We start from the raw sequence: 20,448 nt of genomic DNA, 5'->3' as shown, positions 1-20,448 counted from the left end.
CTGGTGGAATGGCTGGCACCGAACAGGATCAGGTGAGTGGAAAGCCCCATGTGGTCGTCATCGGGGGCGGCATCGCGGGACTGGCGGCGGCGTTCCGGCTCCGCGGCGAGCCGGTCCGGGTGACGGTCCTGGAGGCGTCGTCCCGGCTGGGCGGGAAGCTGTCGGTCTCCGAGGTGGCGGGCGTCCCCGTCGACGAGGGCGCCGAGTCGCTGTACGCCAACCGGCGCCGGACCACCGGGCTGATCGCGGACGCCGGGCTCGGCGAGAAGATCATGTCCGCCGGCGTCACCGCGTCGGCGATCTGGAGCAGGGGCGAGGTCCGGCACCAGCCGGACCGTCAGTTCATGGGTGTGCCCTGCGACATGGAGGACCTCGCCCGGTCGGGCGTCGTCTCCGCGGAGGGTGTCGAGCGGGCCCGGCAGGACCTGGTGCTGCCGTCGTTCGACCTGGAGGGCGACGTCTCGGTCGCGGACTACGTCGGCGGCCGCTTCGGCCAGGAGGTCGTGGACCGCCTGGTCGAGCCGTTCGTCGCCGGGGTGTTCGCCGGCCGTGCCGCGGACCTGTCGTTCGAGGCCACGCTGACGCCGCTGGCCAAGGCGGCCCGGGCGCACGTCTCGCTGGCGGACGCGGCGGCCTCGCTGACGCCCGTGCTCGCCGAGGGCCAGAAGCCGCCGCCCGTGCGGGTGGCGACCCTGGACGGCGGGTTCGGCTCACTGCCTCCCGTGCTCGTGCGCGAGGTGCTGGCGGCGGCGCCCGACGCGTCGGTGCGCACCGACGCCCCCGTCCGTGAGCTGACCCGCGGCGCGAACGGCTGGCGGGTCACCGTGGGCACGGCCGCCGCCCCGGAGCACATCGACGCCGACGCGGTCGTCATCGCCGTGCCGGCGGGCCCCGCGGGCAAGCTGCTCGCCCAGGTGCCCGGAACCACCGCCGCCGTCTCGGCGTTCGCCGAGGTGCCGTACTCCGGCGTGGCGATGGTGACGCTCGCCTACCCGCGCTCGGCGTTCCCGGTCCCGTTGGCGGGCCGCGGTTACGCCGCCTACCGGGTGCCCGCCCCGGAGGGCAAGGCGGTCAAGGAGGTCACCTTCACCACCGTGAAGTGGCCGCACCTGGCCGGCGAGGTGGAGATCGTCCGCTGCTCGATCGGACGGTTCGGCGAGGAGCACCTGCTGGGACGCGACGACGCCGACCTCGTGGCGCTGGCGACGGCCGAGCTCGCGGAGGCCGTCGGAGTGCGCGGCGCCCCGGTGGCGAGCCGGGTCAACCGCTGGGCGGACGCCCTGCCGCAGTACACCGTCGGCCATGTCGAGCGGGTGCGGCGCATCCGCGAGTCGGTGGCCGCACAGCCCGGACTCGCCGTCTGCGGCGCCCTCTACGACGGTGTCGGCGTCGGCGTGTGCATGGCCTCGGCCCGGCAGGCGGCCGAGCAGGTGCTGGACTGGGTGCGGCAGAACGCGCCGGCCCGCTCGGTGGCGGTCGGAGCCTGACCGCACTCACGCAGAGGGGGCCGTGCCCGGAAGGGCACGGCCCCCTCTGCGTGTCCGTCGCGGTGTCAGCGGTCCAGCACCGCGGCGAACACCTGCGCCAGTGCCTGCTCGGCGTCCTGGCCGGCGCCCGTGCTGCGCCAGGCGACGTGCTGGTCGGGGCGGACCAGGAGGGCACCGGCGTCGGTGATCCCGCGGACGGCCTCCCAGCCGCCCTCGACGTCGGCGTACTCGCAGCCGGCGCCGATGCGGACGGTCGCGATGTGCACGGAGAACTTCTCCGCCACCCGCGCGGCCGCCTCGCACCACGGCGTCCCCTCCGGACCGGTGATCAGCGTGAAGTCGGTCCGGCCGGCGAGGTCCAGCGTGGACAGCCGCCGGTCGCCGGCGGTGATCCAGGCGTGCGGCAGCCGGTGCCCGGGCCGGGAGACGGGCCGGTGCTCGTTGCGCATGGGGACGCGGGCCGGCGGCTCGCTGCCGTCCGGGACGAGCGCGCCGTCCTCGTAGTGGAAGCCCACCTCCATGTCGAGGGACTGGCAGCCCCCGCGGTGGGTGTGGAAGATCTCCAGGGCGCGCGCCCGCACGGTGTCGCCGAGCGGCGAGGGGTCGAAGTACGACTCGAGGCGCTGCTTGCGGCGGCCCGCCGGAATGTTGTGGCCGGCGCCGATGGCGTCGATGACCGCCTGGTGGTGCACGGCGGCGGAGACCGCCCAGTCGACGTTCTCCCGGCCCACGGGCCGGCGCTCCGCCTCGTAGCTGTCGATGAGGCCGTCGGACGCGCGGTCGCCGAGGACCGCGGCCAGCTTCCAGGCCAGGTTGTGCGCATCCTGGATGCCGGTGTTCAGGCCCAGGCCGACGGCGGGGGGCTGGCGGTGCGCGGCGTCGCCGGCGATCAGTACGCGGCCCACCCGGTAGCGGTCGGCGAGGTGCGCGTGCACGATCCAGTCCGTCACCTTGTGCACCGTCACCTGAAGGTCCGGGATGCGCAGCAGCTCACGGATCCGGGGGACGACGTTCTCGTTGTTCCAGCGGCCGGCGGGGCCGGGCGCGAAGTGCAGCCCCCACTGCTCGCACTCCTTGCCCCAGCGCGGCCCCATCTCGATCAGGTTGCTCGACAGGTCGGGGTCCTCGGGGCTGAGGAAGTGCGTGATGAGCGTGCCCTCCTCCCACCACTCGGACAGGTCGGCGGAGAAGTACACGGTGGTGGTGTTGACCAGTCCGGGCGGGCCCTGCATCTCGATGCCGACCTCGGCGCCGACCGTGCGGCCGCCGTCGGCGCCGAGCAGGTACTGCGCCCTGACGGTCGTGGTCTCCCCTGTCTCCAGGTCGCGTATCTCGGCGGCCACGTGGTCGCCCTCGTCGGAGAACGAGGTCAGTTCGTGGTGGAACAGGACGCGCCCGGGATTGCGGTCCTCCGCGTGCCGGCGCAGGATCGGCTCCAGCCACATCTGCGGCAGCTTGGCGGGCAGGACGGGCCCGGCCGCCGCGTAGGTCTCGCGCAGCGCACCGCCGCCGAAGGCGTCCATCTCGTGGATCAGGCGCCGGTCCAGCGGTCCGTCACCGGCGAGCGTGGTCTGCCAGCGCACCTTGCCGAACTTCTCCAGCGGCGCCGCCTCGGCGAGCACGTCGTCGGCGACACCGTGCTGCCGGAAGATCTCCATCGTGCGCTGGTTGAGGTAGTGCGCCTTCGGAACCCTCGATGTGTCCGGGTGCCGCTCCACCAGCAGATGATCGACGCCCTGGTCGGACAGGAAGACGGAGGCGGACAGACCGCATCCGCCACCGCCCACGATCAGAACCGGAACCTCGATGGCTCCCATATTCGCCCCTTAAGGATCGACCGATGCGTTGCCAGTCGCAGCCTGGCAAAGGCGTCTTCAGCAGCGGTCAAGCACGGCTGGACCGTGCCGGCGCCGGGCGGTCACGCGGGTGACCGCCCGGCGCGGGCACGGCGGGCGGTCCGGGGGGGGTGTCGTCCCCGGCGGGTCAGCCGCGCCAGACGCCGTCGCGCATGAGGTCACGTCCGGCCAGCTCGTTCGACTCCCGCCAGGCCTGGACGCGCCGGGGCCGGATCCGGAAGTACTGGTAGGGCTCGTCGAGTTTGCGGGGGTCGAACCCGGTCCTGGCCGCGAAGGCGTCTCCCAGTTCCTCGCCCAGCTCGGTGACGTCCACCGGCTCCGCGACGCCGTCGACGAGCACGACGTCACGGGTCGGCCCGAGGCCGAGCCGCACCCGGCCGTCGGCCAGCAGGTTGCGGCCGGTGACCGAGTCGCGGGGGGTGGAGACGAGGATCGCGTTCCCGTCCCAGTGGTAGGACAGCGGGATCAGGTGGACGCCGCGGGAGGCACCCGCCGTGGCCACCCACAGATCGACGTCGTTCTCGAGTCTTTCCCGAGTGTCCCGCAGCCGTTCCTCGAGTCCGCGCGCGGGTGGCTTCGTCGTCATGCTTCCTCCGTCGGTGCCGGGGGCGAGGCCCCTCCTGGTGATCCTGGGCCGCCGGCCGGGCCCGGACGCGGCGGCCGCCACGGCCGCCAACGCCCGGACGGCCGCGCGTACTCCGATCATGTCGTGTGCGCGGTGGGTCACGAAGCGCACGTGTCCGTTCGGCAGCGGCAGGACGCGCACGCCGTGGCCGGCCAGGCGCTCGGCGCACTCGCCCGCGCCCAGTCCGGCCGCCCGTGCCATGACCATGTTGGTCGGCCGGGGCGGGCGCATCACCTCCACGCCGGGCACCGTGGCGAGCCCGGCGGCGAGCGCCGCGGCCGTCTCGTGGTCGGCGGCCAGGTCGGGCAGGCGGTCGAGCGCCACCAGGGCGGGCGCGGCGAGGACGCCCACCTGGTGCAGGGAACCGCCCAGCCAGTCCCTCAGCGCGCGGGCGCGGGCGACGTACTCGCGCGTGCCGCACAGCAGCGCGCCCGCGGGGGCGCCGAGTCCCTTGGAGACGGAGAAGGTGACGCTGTCCGCCGGCCCGGCCAGGTGCGCGGGCGGCACCGCGAGCGCCACGGCGGCGTTGGCGAGCCTCGCACCGTCGAGGTGCAGGTGCGCGCCGTGCCGGTGGGCCAGCTCGGCCACGGCGTACGTCGCCTCGGCGTCCAGGGCGTTGCCGGAGTGCATCATGCCGGTGTTCTCGACACAGACGACGACGGGCCCGTCCGCGCGGGCGGCGAGCAGCGCGGCCAGGGCGTCTGGGTCGGGCAGGCCGTCGGGGCGCTGCCGCACGGGCAGCAGCTCGATGCCGCCGAAGCGGCGCAGCCCGTCCGACTCCAGGAACGCCATGTGGGTGTCCGCGCCGGCGATCACCTGCGGGGCGGGCGATCCGGGCGGGCCGGCCGCGGCGAGCGGGGCGAGCAGATTGGCCATCGTGCCGGTGGGCGTGAACAGTGCGGCCTCGGTGCCGAGCAGGTCGGCGACCCGCTCCTGAAGGAGGACGACCGTCGGGTCGTCGCCGTAGACGTCGTCCCCGACCTCCGCCGCGGCCGCCGCCCGGCGCATCCGCGCGTCCGGCAGGGTGCGGGTGTCGCTGCGGAAGTCCAGGTGCGGGGGGCCGGTGCGCGCCACGGTGCTACCGCCCCGGCCGGTGGGCCACCCAGACGGCGCGCGGCCTGGTGTAGCCGTCGACGGCGTGGAGGCCCAGCTCCCGGCCGTATCCGGACTGGCCGAGGCCCCCGACGCTGACCGTCTCCTCGGTGTCGCCCCAGGTGTTCACCCAGACCATGCCGGCCCTGAGGGTCCGGGCGAAGCGCTCGGCGCGGTGGGCGTCCGAGGTCCACACCGACGCCGACAGCCCGTAGGCGGTGTCGTGGGCGAGGGCCAGGGCCTCGTCGTCGGTGGCGAACGACGCGACGGACAGCACCGGCGCGAAGATCTCCTCTCGCCAGGCGCGGCTGTCCAGGGGCGCCCGGTCGACGATCGCGGGGTGCACGAAGAACCCGCCGTCGAGGTCGTGCAGGACCGAGGAGCGGCCGGGCGGGAGGATCACCCGCGCACCGCGCTCCGCCGCCTGCGCGACCACCTCGGCCGTGCGGTCGGCGGCGGCCCGGCTGATCAGCGGGCCGAGGTCGGTGCCGGGGTCGGCCGGCCTGCCGACCTCGAGGGCGGCCGCGAGAGCGGCCACCCGGCCGACGAACTCCTCGTGCACGGCCCGGTCCACGACCAGCCGTGAACCCGCAACGCACACCTGGCCGGTGTTGCCGGTGAAGCCGGTGACGACGGCTCGTGCCGCCGCGTCGAGATCGGCGTCGCGGAAGACGACGACGGGGCTCTTGCCGCCGAGTTCGAGGGAGACCGGCTTGAGGCCGTCCGCGCAGCGCCGCGCGACCTCACGCCCGGCCGCCGTCGAGCCGGTGAAGGAGACCATGCCGACGGCCGGCTGGTCGCACAGCAGCCGGCCGGTCGCGGCGCCGCCGTAGACGGCGGTGAGCACGCCGTCGGGGAGCACGTCGCCGGCGCGCTCGGCCAGGCGGCGGATCGACAGCGGTGTCTCGGGCGCCGGCTTGACGACGACGGTGTTGCCGTGGGCGAGGGCGGCGGCGATCTTCCAGACGGCCAGCAGGAGGGGGTAGTTGTTCGGCGCGATGGCCGCGCAGACCCCGACCGGCACCCGGTCGGTGTAGGTGCGCATGCCGGGGCCCGCCGGGTGGGTCTCCCCCACCGGGTACCGGGCCGCCGCCGCGAACCAGTCGACCACCTGGGCGGCGAAGTCGACCTCTCCCAGGGCGCGGGCGGTGGGCTTGCCCGTGCTGGTCCGCTCCAGCGCCGCGAGTTCCGTGCGGTCCTCGCGCAGCAGCTCGCGCAGCAGGCGTGAGCGCTGTGCCGGGGAGGTGTCGGCCCAGCCCTTGTCGAACGCCGTCCGGGCCCGGGCCACGGCGGCGGCGACGCCGGACGCGTCGGTGTCCGGGACGTGGGTGACGGTGCGTCCGGTGGCGGGGTCGAGGACCGCACGGCCCGCCGCGGTCATCCGAGCACCGCCGCGCGGCCGGCGAGCCGGAGCCCGCGGTCGATCTCGGCGGCCAGGCCGTGGAACGCCTCCGCGCCGAGGTCCGCTCCCGCGCTGCCGAGCAGCCGGAGGTCGTACCCGTCGGGATGCTGCCACCAGGCGTCGCAGGCCCCGTACCGGGTGCTGAGGTGGCCGAGGTGGAGGGGACGGCCACCGAGGTCGCGGATCTCGGCGGTGGCGGGGTGCTTGTCCCGCTGCGGGGGGAACGCGAGCCGGCCGCCGCCGGTGCGCTGCGCCGTCAGCCGCAGCTCGCCGCCGGACGGCGAGGAGTAGACGACGTCCAGTTCGCGGACGGTGGCGCCGTCGCCGAACGTGGCGGCGCTCTCGGCGCGGAACTGCCCGGCCGTCACCGGCACTCCCTGGGCGGTGAGGAAGTCCGCCACCTGCTCCGAGGGGACCCAGTCGCCCTCGTGCTCGCGCTCGCTGCGGTGGAAGCGGAAGACGCCCGTGGGCACCGACACCATGGAGGCCGGGCGCCGGGCCCAGTAGCTCAGGTCGGCGAACGGGGTGGCCAGCACCCTCGGCACGGCGTCCGGCACGGCCGGACGCAGTGCGGCGAACAGCGCGACCAGCTCGTCGTCGTCGAACTCGCCCTCCAGCACGGACAGTTCGACGGTGGTGCGGGCCATCCTGGCACTCGCGGCGCGGTGGCCCAGGTAGTCGGTGCCGAGCCAGACGACGCGGCCCCCGCCGATCTCGGCCGGACGGGTCTCGCTGCCCCACAGGCACGGGTGGTCGGCGGCCGGGAACGCCCAGTCGTAGAGGAACTGCTTCAGGCGCAGCCGCCGTCCCCCGCCGGAGATCTCGGTGCGGTAGCCGGCGGGGTTGGCGTCGCTCCACGGGGTGCGGCCCTCGGCCGCCACCCGGCCGGGGGGCGCCTCGCGGCGCAGGGTGCCGACGCGGGTGTCGCATCCCGCGGGCAGCCGGGACGGCCGCCACAGCACGAAGTTGCACCAGTCCTGGGCGCGGGTCTCCTCGATCGCCGGGGGCACCGGGTCAAGATCGGCCGCGCGGTCCAGGACCTGCCAGCGCCACGGGGGTACGGGACTGCTCACCATGACTCCTCGGGTGGGTGCGAAGCTCCGCGAGATGGCCGAGCCAGGCGGAGGTCGAAGCAAGGAACATCCATTCGCCGACGCCGAGTTCGGCCCGGATCCCGGCGGGCAGCGGCGGCAGGCCGAAGGGGGCGCCGAGCTCGTCGGCGAGGGCGGCCAGCCGGCGGACGTACCGGGGGTCGGCGGGGGTCGGGAAGCCCTGTTTGGGGCGGTGCCGCACCGAGTCGGGCAGCAGGTCGGCGAGCGCCTCCTTGAGCAGTCCCTTGTGGCTGCTGCCGGGCTCACCGGAGTCCTTCAGGTGCTCCGGGCAGCGGAAGGCAAGCTCGGCCAGGGCGACGTCCTGGAAGACGGGCCGGTCCTCCAGGGTGAAGGTCGCCGACGTGGCGTCGACCATGTCGTTGACGTAGACCAGGAAGCGGCGCAGCAGGTGGTGCCGGCCGCGTTTGAGCGGGGACGCGGTCTTGATCGCCCGGTACTCCTCCATGGTGCGCTCCCACACCAGGTCGGTGACGGCCGCCATGTCGACGCCGAGTTCGCGCGCCATCCAGGTCACCAGCCGGGCCCAGACGGGCCGTTCGTCGGAGTACAGCTGGTGGGTCAGGTAGTGGCGCCCGTGGATGAAGGTGGGCGCGTAGGGGTCGACGACCGGGAAGTAGCGCCCGGCCTGGTAACCCCACAGTTCGTCGGCGCCGTGGCCGGAGTAGACGACCACGTTGCCGTCGCGGGCGATGGCGCCGTAGAGGTGGTGCATGGCGAGTTCCGCGCCGTGCAGCAGCGGCCGCATCAGCCGGGTGGGCAGGACGGGCACCAACTCGGCGGCGCTGCGGCGGTCCAGGTCGCACACGGTCAGCGGTACGCCCAGCCGCTCGGCGGCCTCGGAGGCGTGCGCCACGTCGTCGCCCGAGCCGCCGATGCCGTCCTGGTAGCGCAGCACGTACCCCTGGACGGGGACGTCCAGCGCGGTCAGGGCCGCCACGGCCGCCGTGCTGTCGACGCCGCCGCTGAGCACCGCCGCCCGCGGGACGTCGGACACGGCCCGCTCCGCGATCGCCCGGTCGAACGCTGCCCGGATCTCCTCGGCGCTGACCAGCCCGTCCACCGGCGTGGGCCGCCAGTAGCGGTGGGTGCTGGTGCCGGGGCGGTCGACCGACAGGTACTCGGCGGGCTGCAGGGCCCGCACGCCCCGCAGCCAGGTGTGGTCGTCGGCCGCGTCCATCCGGATCCAGGAGCGCAGGACGTACTCCTCGGGGTCCACCTCGGGGGTGACCAGGCCGGTGCGCAGGAGCACGCCCGGCTCGGAGGCGAAGAGGAGCCCGCCGTGGGTGAAGGCGTAGAAGAGGGGTTTCACGCCGAAGTGGTCGCGGGCGAGCACGACGCGGCCGGTCCAGGTGTCGTGCCAGGCGAGGGCGAACATGCCGGACAGCGGCCGCAGGGCGGCCGCGGGGTCGTCCTCGCGGCACACCTGCTGGAGGACGAACTCGGTGTCGCAGGCGGTGCTTCGGGGCCACAGCGGCGCGGCGGGCGAACGGGAGCCGTACACCTCGCCGTTGTGCACCAGGACGACGCGTCCGGTGGGGTCGGTCATCGGCTGGTCGCCCGCCTCGCTGCGATCGCGGACCGCCAGGCGCGTCGCGCACAGCATGACGGTGCCGCACGCCGAGACGTACGGGGCGCGGGCCGCCTCGCCCCGGTGCGCCATGGCGTCGGTCATCGTGCGGCCGAGCGCGTCCATCCAGTCGGCGTCCCGCCGTCCCTCGAAGCTGATGAAACCCGCTATGCCGCACACGCGCCGGCCTCCGTCTTCCCCCACACCCGCCACAACTGGGCCATGGCCTCGGCGAACACGTACTCGATGCCGTGGTGGCCGCCCTCGTGCTCGCGGTAGGCGTGCGTGACGCCGTGTGCGTCGAGGGCGGCGTGCAGCGCGCGGACGCCCCAGTGCATCCCGTAGTCGTCGCGTTCGCCGACGCTGAGGTGGAGGAGGCCGAGTCCGGCGAGCCGGTGGGCGTGGGCGGGGAGCATGCGCACCGGGTCGTGGCGCAGCCACCGCTGCCACACCTCGTCGCGGAACAGGCCGGTGACGGGGTCGCACGGCAGCGCGTCGGCGGGAGCGGTTGCGGGGGCGTCGGCGTAGCACATGCCCGTGGCGACGATGCTCATCGCCACCATGAAGGGCACGTCGTGCGGGCCGGTGTCCCGGCGGTCGAGCAGTGCCTCGACGCCGCCGGCCGCCCGGACGGTGTCCAGCGCGGCGGGCAGCAGCGGCAGGTAGCAGTGCTCGAACCCGGCGTCGGGCGAGAAGGCGAGCACCGCCGAGAACAGCCCGGTCGTCATGCCCGCGACCAGGGCGCCGTAGCCGCCGCTGGACTTGCCCGCGACGGCGCGTCCGGCGGGCCCCGGCAGGGACGCGAACCGCCGGTCCACCTCGGCGACGACCTCCGCCAGGTGGCCGGCGTAGCGCCCGCAGGCGGCGGAGTCGATGTACTGCGAGCCGCCGTAGGCGGTCGTGCAGTCGGGTACGACGAGCAGTGCGGGCGGCACCCTGCCCTCCGCCATCGCCCGGCCGAGCCGGTCGGCGACCGAGCCGCCGAAGGCGAGCGGCCGGTGGGTGAGGCTGGGCCGGGCGCCGAAGCCCGGCAGCCAGTACACCACCGGGTACCGCCGGACGCCGTCGTACCCCGGCGGAAGGTGCACCTCGACGCGGCGGCGGTGCGGGTCGCCCAGCGGGTTGCCGCGCAGACAGGCGCTGTCGAGGTCGAACAGGACCGGCTCGCTCATGGCCTGCTCTCCTGCCGCAGCGCACGTTCCACGTGGCGGGTGTAGAACGACGGGTGGTGGAAGACCGCGGAGAGCAGCACGCCGTCGCTGGCCCACAGTCCGAAGGAGCTGCCGAACAGCAGGTCGGCGCCGAGCATGGCCTCGAGCGTGGAGGCGGCGATCTCGGTCCAGCCCTCGCCGCCGGCGAGGTGGCCGCGGGCGGGTCCGGGGCCCAGCCGTGTGATCCGGCCGGTCACCGGGTCGAGCAGGAAGGACGTCTCACTCCCGTCGTCCTCGTACAGCGAGACGACGTGGCGGCCGGCGCCGTGGTCCAGGGCCCGGTACCAGTAGTCGGTCGCCACCAGCCGGTCCAGCAGCTCGCGCAGCATGTCCTCGGCGTCGCGGGTCTGACGGCCGTACCGGTCGCGGGAGGCGTCGAACGGCGGTACGGGGGTGTCCGGGTCGAGCGTCACCGCGGCGTAGACCTCGTCGAAGTCGTACCCGCCGGGCGGCACCGGTCCGTCGGCCGGGGCGGCCTTGCCGTCCTTGACCTCGATCGCCTGTCCGGGACCCCAGAGCAGGCCGTCGCGGCCCAGCTCGTCCAGGCGGCGCAGTGCCTGCACCGGGGTGAAGGGGAAGATCGTGCGGTTGCACCAGTCGTAGTCGGACGTGCCGTCGCCGCTGATGCGCCAGCCGAACGAGGAGGGCACGGTCACGGCCGCGGGGATCGCGTCGACGTACCGGTCGAAGTTGGCGACGGCGCGGGCGCGCACCGCGTCCGGATCGGTCAGCGGGCGGCGCTCGGTGAGCACGCCGGGCGGCGAGATGCTGTGCGCGGGGACGAACAAGGCGTCCAGCCTCGGGGCGTCGGGGCGGCGGAAGGCCGCCACGGTGTCCTCGTGCAGGAGCGCGTCGCCGCACAGCATGACGGCCGCGTCGTCGGTCTGCACCAGCACGCTCATCTCCGGGAAGGACACCGCCGAGGGGAACGTCCGCAGGGTCGTCCGGCCCAGGGTGAGGGTGTCGCCCGGTGTCACCGGCTGAAGGTTCTCGTAGCCGAAGCGGCGCAGGGTCCAGGCGATGGCCTGGTGGCCGAGCCCGGACGCGGTCAGCTGCGGCGGCACGGGGCCGGTGGGGTAGACGCAGGTGACCTCGGAGCTCTGGCGCGGGCTGTCGTCGAAGTCCACGTCGGCGCCGTCGACCAGGCGCAGGAGTGAGGGGAAGTGGTGGTGGTCGAAGTGGTGGTGGCTGAGCACCACGTAGTCGACACCGTCGTCGAGGACCTCACGGACCAACCGGTCGGGCACCGCCGGGTGGTGCTCCCAGAAGCGGTCCAGACGCTGGGTGAGCCAGGGGTCGAAGAGGATGCGTTCCGTGCCCGTGTCGACGAGGACGGCGGCGTGGCCGAGGGAGGTCAGTCGCATCAGGCGCTCGCTTCGTACACGCAGCGGAAGCCGACCTCGTTGTGCCGGTCGGTGATCAGGTCCTTGCCCCGGTAGAACGTGGTCAGGCAGGACCGCGGGGAGGTCCAGGTGCCGCCGCGCAGCACATGGAAGGCCTCCTTGCGGTTCATGAAGTCCAGCGGGTGCCGGCCCTTGAAGAAGGGGTCCATGTCCTCGCCGGTGTAGTAGTTGGTCCGCGTCAGTTCCCAGACGTTGCCCGACATCTGCAGGGCGCCGTAGGGGCTGGCGCCCTGCGGGAGGGCGTCGGCGGGCAGCACCGGGTGGGCGGGGTTGTCGCCCTGCGAGACGGTGACGAGCAGCGCCTCCAGGGAGTCGAGGTCGGCGACCTCCTCGCCGAACGACCGCTCCACGTAGTTCACCCGGTCCGGGTCCCACTCCTCGCCCCAGGGGTAGCGGCGGCCGTCCACGCCGCGCGCGGCCTTCTCCCACTGGACCTCGCTGGGCAGCGAACCGCCGGCCCACTTCGCGAAGGCGTACGCGTCGTACCAGTCGATGCCGACGACCGGCAGGTCGGGGGCGTTGAACCGCGGGTCGTGCCAGTGCACCGGACGGTGCGAGCGCTCCAGCGGCTGGTCGGGGTGGTCGAACTCGCCGGAGTCGCCGGCCTCGTCGAGGAAGGCGCGGTAGCGCGCGTTGGTCACGGTGGTGCGGTCGATGAGGAACGCGGGTACGTCCACGGCGCGCAGCGTGCTGTCGTCCTGGGCCATGCGGAAGGCGTCGGGCTTCTCCTCGGCGCCGATGATGGCCGGGCCGCCCGGCACCAGGACGACGTCGGTGTTCCGCCGGGGGCGCTTGCGCGCGGCCTCGACGCGCGCCCGCATGTCCGAGAAGTACTCGTCCTCCAGGCGGCGCAGTTCGGCCGGGTCGCGGGTGCCGAAGACGGCGATCAGGGCCCGCTTGGTGAGCGCCGCGCCGCAGCCCACGGGCTTGCGCGTCCAGTCGGGGCGGGTGAAGTTGCTGGGCCAGCCGGAGATGCGGATGAGGTCGGGTACGGCGGCGGCGATCCGGTGCTCCGCGATGACCTTCAGCGCCGTGAAGGCGACCCAGTCGACGGTGTCGTGGGTGGCGGCGGCCACGGCGGTGTCGGCGGCCGGGTCGCCCGCGTGGTGCCTGGCCAGCAGGCGCACCGCACCGGCCCGCACCGGCCATTCGGGGTGGGTGACCGCGACAGACGCCAGCAGCGGTATCCCGTCGGCGGCCCGCCCCCGGTCCTCGGCCAGCGCGACGACACGTTCCACCGACGCCCAGTAGCGCTCGTCGGTGGAGTCGTCGATCTCCAGCAGATCGGCGGGAATGTCGATGACTTCTGAAACGCGATTACCTACCATCTCAGCCTCTCTCGGACGACGCGCCGCCCGCACGGATTCTGAATTCCATACGGGCGGCGCGTTCGCTGGTCAGCGGATTACCACTTGCTGGTCTCCTGCTCAGCGTCACGGGTGTCGATGAAGTCGCGGTCGCTCATTTGTCACTCCTTCCGCCGTATCGGGTTGCCGCGGGCCGGATCGGCCGCACGGCCCGGAAGCATACGAAGAGCGCGGAAGGCGCGGCAACGGCCTTGAAACGCGGACGTTGAACATGAACATTTCCGTGGTATTGGCGGGTCGGCCGGCGGCGATCCGAGGTGGTACGAGGAGAGAAGAGGAGAGAAGAATGAGCGCCACGCATTACCGGGAAGTGCGCGACAACGGATTCATGCGGCTCGACGGGCTGGTGGCGGGCGAGGAACTCGCCCGGCTGCGCGGCGCGGTGTCCGACCTGGAGGAGCTGGCCCGCGACCGCACGGTCTCCGGCGGGGACTTCGTCCTGGAGGCCCCCGGCGTCGGCGGCTGGGCGGCCTGGCAGCAGGGCGCCGAGGCCCTCCCCGGGGTGCTGAGGTCGGCCGACCGCATCCACGAGCACGTCCCCGAGTTCGCGGCCGTGCAGCGGTCGCTGGACCTGGCCGGCGGGCCGGTGGCGGGGGCCGCCGGGAGCCCGGGCACCCTGGTCAACGCGTTCCTGTGGGCCAAGCCGCCCGTGGTGGGGTCGGCCAAGCCCTGGCATCAGGACATCGCCTTCGCGCCGCCCTCGTTCGGCGCCGAGGAGCACGGCATCGTGACGATCTGGATCGCGCTGGAGCCGGCCACCGTGCGCAACGGCTGCCTGGAGTTCCTCCCCGGCTCCCATCTGCTCGGGCTGTTCCCGCACACCGGGGACCGGGAGCGCCTGCCGGGCGAGCCGCCGCGGGAGGGCGCGGTGGAGCCGCACGTCGCGGACGAGCACCTGCCGCGCACGGCCGACCCGGTGGCCGTCCCCCTCGAGCCCGGTTCCGCCGTCGTGTTCGACGGCCTGGTGCTGCACCGTTCGGCGCCCAACACCACGGCGGCTCAGCCGCGCACGGCCGTCAGTTTCGTCTACCAGGTGCCGCGGCCCTCGTGGACCCGGATGGAGCCGGCCGCGGTGGTCCGGGCCTGACGTTCGACCGCTGCGGATCCGCAGTCGAACGCGGGCGTCAGGAGTCCGCCCTGCCGTCGAGGCCGTAGAACGCCTCGCCGTCGAGGTGGCGGATCGTGTTCAGGTCGCGCTGCACCACCTCCTCCAGGTCGTGCAGCAGCGTCACGATGAGCGGATAGGTGAGGTCGTCGACCGTGCGGCGGATCCGCTGACCCGGTTTCACCAGCGTGATCAGGCTGTGGAAGCTCTCCAGCCGCTCGATCTCCTCGATGCCGCGGTACTCGCCGAGCACGCCCTCCACCGGCGAGACCATGCCGAAGATGGCGCTGTACCGACGCACCCGGTACGGCGTTCCGGCCCGGGCGTGGAACCGCTCGGGCCGCAGGCAGGCGTCGACGGTCCACTCCAGCTGGGACTCGCCGATGCCCAGGCCGGCGCAGGCCGGGATGCCGCCGCCGGCGACCCGGGCACCGACCTCGACCAGGCACGGCCCCTGCGGGGTCATCCTGATCTCCAGGTGTGCCGGGCCGTGGCGGATGCCGAGGGCGTCGAGCACCTGGAACGCGTAGTCACGCAGCGGCTGCACGGCCCGGCTCGCCGAGTCGGTCAGCGACAGGGCGTCGCAGAGGTCGACGACCCCGTTCGCGGTGAGGCGGCCGGTCCGCCAGACGTCGCAGAGGTGGTGGCGGCCGTCCCGGCTGACGGTGTTCACCATGTACTCGGTGCCCGGCAGGTACTCCTGCGCCACGGCCCCCTTGTTGGGCTGGGAGAAGACGTCGTCGGCATCGGCGAGGGAGCGGAACGCCGCCGCCGACTCCTCCGGGGTGTCGCAGAAGAACACGCCCTGGCTGCCCGCGCTGCGCGGCGGCTTGACGACGACCCGCCCGCCCAGTTCGCGGTGCCAGGCGGCGAGTTCGTCCGCGTCGGTGGCGCGCAGCTGCCGGGCCGCGCGAAGTCCCGCGGCGCGCACCGCCTCGACCATGAGGTGCTTGTCGCGCCGCGCGGCGCTGAGGGCGGTGCCGTTGCCCGGCAGGCCGAGCCGCTCCGCGAGCAGGTCCGCGAGCTCCACCCCGCTCTCCCCGCCCGCGACCACCGCGACCGGCGCGAACGCCTTGACAGCCGCCACCGTGGCCTCCAGGTCGCCGTCGTGCACGATATCGGCGACGAAATCCTCCGGGACGTACGGCGATGCGCGGTACACGTACGGAACTTCCCGAGTGCTCTGCACCCGGACAATGGAACTTCCCTGTTCCAGGAATTTCAGGACGAGTGAGCGGACCGAGGCCCAGGCGTCCACCATCACGATGCACGGGCGTTCATCCATTGCTGCTGTCATGTGTTCAAAGTAGAGAGAGCGGTCCCTCGCCGAAAGACGTTCAACTCTGGGATCCTCCCCCTTCGGAGGAGTGCCTGATGACGTCTTTTCTTGCAGGAGTGCGCTCGCCGCACTGCATCCCGGTATTGCTGTTCGTCAATGCCTTCGGCAGCTTTCTGGTCCTGGTGAGCCTTTCCACGCTCGTGGGGTCGGCCACCGGGTCGGGGCTGCTCGCGGCGGCCGTGCTGAGCGCGCCGTGGCTGCCCGCGCTGCTGCTGGCCGGACCGCTCAACCGGGTGCTCGCCCGGCACGCCCCGGAGCGGCTCGTGCGGCTGGCCGAGGCGACGAGCCTGGTGCTGACCGCCGCAGCGCTCGTGGCCCCGCAGCGGGCGCTCCTCGCGGTCACCGCCGCACTCCTGCTGGCCCGTGGGTACTTCGAGGCGGTCACCCGCTCGGCCACCGCGCTCGTGCTGCGCGACACCGTGCCGGCGCGGCGGCTGGACCGGGCGAACACCGTCGCCGAGATCGGCAAGCTGACCGGCCTGAGCGTCGGAGCGGCACTGGCCGGACCGGCCGCCTCGGTGCTGTCGCTGCGCGGGCTGATCGCGGTGAACGCGGCGACGCTGGTGCTCAGTTCGCTGCTCGCGTGGGCGCTGCCGTCCGCACCGCGGCAGACCGCCCCCGCGGACGATGCCGGAACCGCCGCCCGGCCGCGGGTCGACGATCCCGTGCTGCGCCGGCTGTTCGCCCGTTTCCTGCTGGTGTCCTTCTGGCAGGGCTTCCACACGGTGGCCGTCACCGTCGTCCCGGTCCAGTTGCTCGGCGGCGGCACCCGCCTGGTGGGTGTGTTCGTCGCCGTCTCCTCGGTGGCCCTGTTCACGGGGTCGCTCGCCGCCCTGCCGGCCCAGCACTGTCTGACGCGTGTGCCCTCGGCCGTCTGGGCGCTGCTTCCCATGGCGCCCCTGCTGGCGGCGGTGCTGGTCGGCCGTACGGTGCCGACGCTTGTGCTGTACGCGCTGTTCCTGGTCCTCTTCGAGGTGGCGTACCTGCACTACAACAACCGGCTCCTGAGCACGGCCCGCGCCGCCGACCTGCCGTCGGTGGTGACGCTGCGGGCCACTCTGCTGCCCGCGGGCGTGGCGGTGTCCATCCTGGCGCTGGGTGCGCTGTGCGACCTGGTGGGTCCGGTGTCCACCGCCTCCGTGGTGGCCGTCGTCACCGTCCTGGTCACCGCCTCGACCGGCACCGCCGGGCTCGCCCGGCGGCGACGCGTGCAGGACGCCTGACCAGGGCGGCGAGGGGCCGCGGGCCGGGCGGTGCGGCGTTCGTCCCTGATCCTTTGTTCCCGACTGTCAAGGAAGTGCCATCGTGCGGGTCCTCGTCGTGCCGTTTCCCTGGAAGGCTCATGTGTTCAACCTCGTGCCGCTCGCCTGGTCGCTGCGGACGGCCGGGCACGAGGTGCGGGTGGCCTGCTGGCCGAATCTGCTCGACGTCGTCACCTCGGCCGGGCTGACGGCCGTGGGCGTCGGTCCCGGCGAGACCGCGGAGGTGCGCAGGCAGCGGGACCGGCGCCAGACGTCCGAGCGCGCCGCGGCGGCGAAACGAGCCCCGCAGCAGGGGCTCGACCCGCTGTTCGACATACGGCCGGATCGCGAGCGGCTGGACTGGGACCAGGCCTGCCGGGTCTTCGACGACCTGGTGCTGCCGCAGGCACGGCGCTCCAACGACTCGATGATGGACGACCTGGTCGCCGAGGCCCGCGCCTGGCGTCCCGACCTGGTGCTGTGGGGTGCCAAGGCGTTCGCGGGCGCGGTGGCCGCCGAGGCCGTGGGCGCGGCGCACGCCCGGGTGCTGTACTCCGTCGACGTCTACACCCGGATGCGCGAGGACTTCCTGCACGCCCGGGCCCAGCAGCCGCCGGAGCGGCGCACCGACGCGATGCGGGACTGGCTGGCCGGCTGGGCCCGGCGGTACGGCGTCGCGTTCTCCGAGGACCTGGTCAACGGCCAGTTCACCGTCGCCCCGCTGCCCGAGGCGTTCCGGCCCGACCCGGGGCCGGCCGTGCTGCCCGTGCAGTTCGTGCCCTACAACGGTCCGGCCGTGGTGCCGGGGTGGCTCGCCGGGCCGCCGCCTGCGCCGCGGGTGCTGATGACGTTCGGCGACTCGGCCGACGAACGCCGGACCCGGCTGCCGCTGACCGTCGAGGGCGTCCGGGGCATCCTCGGCTCGGTGGCGGATCTGGAGATCGAGCTGGTGCTGGCCGTGCCGCCGGAGGTCCGCGAGGAGCTGCGGGAGGTGCCGGCCAACACCCGCCTGGTGGAGTCCGTGCCCCTCGCCGAGGTGCTGCCGACGTGCTCGGCCGTGGTGCACCACGGCGGCACCTGGTCGTTCGGCTGCGCGCTGCGCCACGGCGTGCCCCAGTTGCTGATCAGCCGGGCGTTCGACGCGCCGCTGAAGTTCCGGTGCCTTCGGGCCGCGGGCGCGGGGCTCGCCATGACGCCCGCCGAGGCGGACGGGCCCGCGGTCCGTGCCGCCCTCGTCCGCCTGCTGCACGACGCGGACCTGCGGGCGAACGCGGTACGGCTGCGGGACCAGATGCTGGCCATGCCCGCGCCCGGCGACCTGGCGCGGACGCTGGAGGCTCTGGCCGTCGCCCACCGGGCGGGGCCGGTGCCCGCCCTGCGCTGACCAGCGCTGCCCCGGCGGTCCGGGCCGGCCGGGAACACGGACGGGCCCCGCGTGCTCCACGCGGGGCCCGTCCGCCGGTTCGCGTCAGGACGCGGGGACCGGGTCGGCCGACGCCTGGCAGACGGCGTCGACCCCCCTCTTGGAGGCGGGACGGGTGCCGTCCCGGAAGAAGTCGCCGACGTACTTGTTGAGGCAGGCATTGTTGTTCGCCGACAGCGCCGCACCGACGTTGTGGCCGCCCCGCTCCAGCACCAGCCGGGAGTTGGGGAACAGCTCGTGGGTCTCGACGGCACCGCGGGTACCGTGCGCGGTGTCGAACTGCGGCTGCACCAGCAGGACGCTCACCTTGCCGTCGCCGACCGCGACCGGCGTGCTCCGCGCGGGCTGCGGCCAGAACGCGCACGGCGCGTTGTGCCAGGCGTTGGGCCAGGTCAGGACCCGGTCACCGGCGTCGTACTGGCGCCAGTGGTCCTTGCTCCAGCGGTTCCAGTTCCGCGGCCAGGGGCCGTCGAGGCAGTTGACCGCGTTGGTCATGGCGTGCCGGTTCTGGTGCGGGAAGCCGGCCGGGGTGAAGGTGGCCCGCAGCGACGCCGGGTCCTTGTGCACCACCCAGTCGGAGAGCACCTTCGCCCGGGAGAGCCAGGTCCAGCTGCGGTAGACGACCGGCTCGAAGATGTCCGCCCACTCCATCGGGCCGATCTTGCCGTCGAGGGGCGCCGCCTGCAGCGCGTCCTGCCCCTTGTAGTAGTTCGCCTCCACCTGGTCCGCGGTCGTGCCCAGGCCGTAGACGGCGTCGTGCTCGGCGACCCAGGCGAAGAAGATCTCCGCGTTGCGCTCGGACAGCGCGTTCTTGCGCAGGCTGCCGCGGTAGCCCACCGTGCTGGGGCGCACCACGCTGTCCAGCACCATGCGCTCCAGCCGCTGCGGGAACAGCGAGGCGTAGACCGAGCCGAGGTAGGTGCCCCAGTCGGTGCCGAAGTAGGTGATCTTCTCCTGGCCGAGGGCGATCCGCATCCGGTCCAGGTCGCGCGCCGCGTCCTCGGTGCTCAGGTGGCGCAGCACGTCGCCGTACTTGGCGTCGCAGCTGTCGGCGTAGGCCCGGGCCCGCTCCGCCCACTCCCGCTCGGCGGCGGGCGTGCCCGGCACCGGGTCCGGCTGCGCGTGCCCGGGGTCGATGTAGTCGACGTCGCAGACCACGGACGGCTCGCTGGCGCCGACGCCGCGCGGGTCGAAGCCGATCCAGTCGTAGGCGGCGCCGACGTCCTGGGCCAGCCCGGTGGTGCCCTTGGCGTACCGGGTGGGCAGGTCACGGCCGATGCCGCCGGGCCACTGGCCGCGGTTGAGGATGACGACGCCCTTGTACTCGCTGTCGGGGACGGTGTGCTTGGCCCGTGTCAGCGCCAGGCTGATCTTCGTGCCCTCGGGGGCGTCGTAGTCGAGCGGCACCTGCACGGTGCCGCATTCCAGGCCCTTGAGCATGTCGCCGAGGACCGGATCACCGCCCTCGCACGGCACCCAGTCGACGCTGCCGGCGGCCGGTCCGGCCGTGTTCTTCGCCACCGCGACCGGGGCGACGGCCGTACCCAACAGCGCGGCCGCCACCGCCGGTATGACCAACGCAAGCTTTCTCACGGAATTCCCCTCCTAGTTCAGCGCGCTCGCAGCGTGGCACCGGTCCGTCGGTTCACGCTCAAGAACGCCTGGAAATCGCCTTGAGGCGACGGAGGGGAAGATGCAAGGGGTTTCTCCATTTCCCTAGCATGGGGCGACGAATTCCGACCCCCACCGGGAGTGAGAATGGCTGACGCAGCCGTCCAGGGAATCAAGACCGTGCTGCACCCCGTCGCGGACGTGGCAGCGGCCAGGAAGCTGTACACCGCCGTGTTCGGCATCGAGCCGCAGACCGACTCGGAGTACTACGTCGGGTTCGACGTCGCGGGCCAGCACATCGGACTCGTGCCGGCGGGCGCGCAGGGCATCACCGCGCAGGTCGCCTACCTGCACGTGGCCGACCTCGACGCGAAACTGGCCGAGATCACCGCAGCGGGCGGCACCGTGAGCAGTCCCGCCACGGAGGTCGGCGCCGGCCGGCGCGTGGCGACCGTCACCGACCTCGACGGCAACGTCCTCGGACTGCTGCAGGACAGCTGACGCCGCGTCCCGGCCCCGCGTTCCCGGCCGCCCCGGAGCCCGTCGAGCCCGTCTCGAGAAGGCTTCGAGGGCGGCCGTCCAGTCTCTCCCGCAGGGTGGGTGGAGA

Annotated in this window: 15 protein-coding genes and 1 pseudogene; 5 read left to right on the top strand and 11 right to left on the bottom strand. The window is 73.7% G+C overall.

Annotation, left to right across the window (positions count from 1 at the left end; all coding sequences use genetic code 11):
• Positions 1 to 8: 8 nt before the first annotated feature.
• Positions 9 to 1,487 (top strand): protoporphyrinogen oxidase, encoded by a 1,479-nt coding sequence (gene hemG / locus ACFOSY_RS17815; protein WP_394307876.1) that lies wholly within the window; start codon positions 9 to 11, stop codon positions 1,485 to 1,487.
• Between the two features lie 65 nt (positions 1,488 to 1,552).
• On the opposite strand, the gene ACFOSY_RS17810 is transcribed toward hemG, so the two are convergent.
• The 9 genes and pseudogenes from ACFOSY_RS17810 to ACFOSY_RS17770 form a co-directional block, all read right to left on the bottom strand.
• Complete coding sequence (locus ACFOSY_RS17810; protein ID WP_394307874.1) at positions 1,553 to 3,304, bottom strand: FAD-dependent monooxygenase; 1,752 nt, start codon at positions 3,302 to 3,304, stop codon at positions 1,553 to 1,555.
• A 166-nt stretch (positions 3,305 to 3,470) separates the two neighbouring features.
• A complete protein-coding gene (locus ACFOSY_RS17805; protein ID WP_394307949.1) occupies positions 3,471 to 3,929 on the bottom strand; it encodes a pyridoxamine 5'-phosphate oxidase family protein in 459 nt (152 codons plus the stop codon).
• Positions 3,930 to 4,031: 102 nt separating this feature from the next.
• Positions 4,032 to 5,042 (bottom strand): annotated as a pseudogene (locus tag ACFOSY_RS17800) (GntG family PLP-dependent aldolase); the annotation flags it as partial.
• 4 nt (positions 5,043 to 5,046) lie between these two features.
• A complete protein-coding gene (locus ACFOSY_RS17795; protein ID WP_394307872.1) occupies positions 5,047 to 6,441 on the bottom strand; it encodes an aldehyde dehydrogenase family protein in 1,395 nt (464 codons plus the stop codon).
• Entirely contained in the window at positions 6,438 to 7,535 is a 1,098-nt protein-coding gene (locus ACFOSY_RS17790) for a hypothetical protein (RefSeq protein ID WP_394307870.1), read from the bottom strand. Before ACFOSY_RS17790 ends, ACFOSY_RS17795 begins: the two co-directional genes overlap by 4 nt.
• Positions 7,477 to 9,321 carry an asparagine synthetase B family protein gene (locus tag ACFOSY_RS17785; RefSeq protein WP_394307868.1) on the bottom strand — a complete coding sequence of 615 codons (1,845 nt, stop codon included), beginning with the start codon at positions 9,319 to 9,321 and terminating at the stop codon, positions 7,477 to 7,479. Before ACFOSY_RS17785 ends, ACFOSY_RS17790 begins: the two co-directional genes overlap by 59 nt.
• On the bottom strand, positions 9,309 to 10,313 hold the full coding sequence (locus ACFOSY_RS17780; RefSeq protein ID WP_394307866.1) for an alpha/beta hydrolase-fold protein: 1,005 nt from the start codon (positions 10,311 to 10,313) through the stop codon (positions 9,309 to 9,311). Before ACFOSY_RS17780 ends, ACFOSY_RS17785 begins: the two co-directional genes overlap by 13 nt.
• Positions 10,310 to 11,716, bottom strand: a complete 1,407-nt coding sequence (locus tag ACFOSY_RS17775; protein WP_394307864.1) for an MBL fold metallo-hydrolase — start codon at positions 11,714 to 11,716, stop codon at positions 10,310 to 10,312. Before ACFOSY_RS17775 ends, ACFOSY_RS17780 begins: the two co-directional genes overlap by 4 nt.
• The gene (locus tag ACFOSY_RS17770) at positions 11,716 to 13,083 is read right to left on the bottom strand and encodes a formylglycine-generating enzyme family protein (protein WP_394307862.1); all 1,368 of its coding nucleotides are present in this window, start codon (positions 13,081 to 13,083) and stop codon (positions 11,716 to 11,718) included. The genes ACFOSY_RS17775 and ACFOSY_RS17770 overlap by 1 nt, the downstream gene beginning before the upstream one ends.
• 325 nt (positions 13,084 to 13,408) lie before the next feature.
• Here ACFOSY_RS17770 and ACFOSY_RS17765 point away from each other — a divergent pair, with 325 nt between their 5' ends.
• Positions 13,409 to 14,209, top strand: a complete 801-nt coding sequence (locus tag ACFOSY_RS17765; RefSeq protein WP_394307860.1) for a phytanoyl-CoA dioxygenase family protein — start codon at positions 13,409 to 13,411, stop codon at positions 14,207 to 14,209.
• A gap of 37 nt (positions 14,210 to 14,246) precedes the next feature.
• Here the strand turns inward: ACFOSY_RS17765 and ACFOSY_RS17760 are convergent, their stop codons facing one another.
• Positions 14,247 to 15,524 carry an ATP-grasp domain-containing protein gene (locus ACFOSY_RS17760; RefSeq protein WP_394307858.1) on the bottom strand — a complete coding sequence of 426 codons (1,278 nt, stop codon included), beginning with the start codon at positions 15,522 to 15,524 and terminating at the stop codon, positions 14,247 to 14,249.
• A 77-nt stretch (positions 15,525 to 15,601) separates the two neighbouring features.
• On the opposite strand from ACFOSY_RS17760, the gene ACFOSY_RS17755 reads away from it, so the two are divergent.
• A complete protein-coding gene (locus tag ACFOSY_RS17755; protein WP_394307856.1) occupies positions 15,602 to 16,789 on the top strand; it encodes an MFS transporter in 1,188 nt (395 codons plus the stop codon).
• Positions 16,790 to 16,871: 82 nt separating this feature from the next.
• Complete coding sequence (locus ACFOSY_RS17750) at positions 16,872 to 18,191, top strand: nucleotide disphospho-sugar-binding domain-containing protein (RefSeq protein ID WP_394307854.1); 1,320 nt, start codon at positions 16,872 to 16,874, stop codon at positions 18,189 to 18,191.
• Between the two features lie 84 nt (positions 18,192 to 18,275).
• Here ACFOSY_RS17750 and ACFOSY_RS17745 read toward each other — a convergent pair whose 3' ends face one another.
• Entirely contained in the window at positions 18,276 to 19,823 is a 1,548-nt protein-coding gene (locus ACFOSY_RS17745) for an alpha/beta hydrolase (protein ID WP_394307851.1), read from the bottom strand.
• Between the two features lie 165 nt (positions 19,824 to 19,988).
• Between ACFOSY_RS17745 and ACFOSY_RS17740 the strand changes: the two genes are divergently transcribed.
• On the top strand, positions 19,989 to 20,342 hold the full coding sequence (locus tag ACFOSY_RS17740; protein ID WP_394307848.1) for a VOC family protein: 354 nt from the start codon (positions 19,989 to 19,991) through the stop codon (positions 20,340 to 20,342).
• Positions 20,343 to 20,448 lie beyond the last annotated feature (106 nt).

Origin of the sequence: Streptomyces lusitanus, from assembly GCF_042647945.1 — a bacterium.
GTDB lineage: Bacteria > Actinomycetota > Actinomycetes > Streptomycetales > Streptomycetaceae > Streptomyces > Streptomyces pseudogriseolus.
This window is presented reverse-complemented; position numbering and strand designations above follow the sequence as displayed.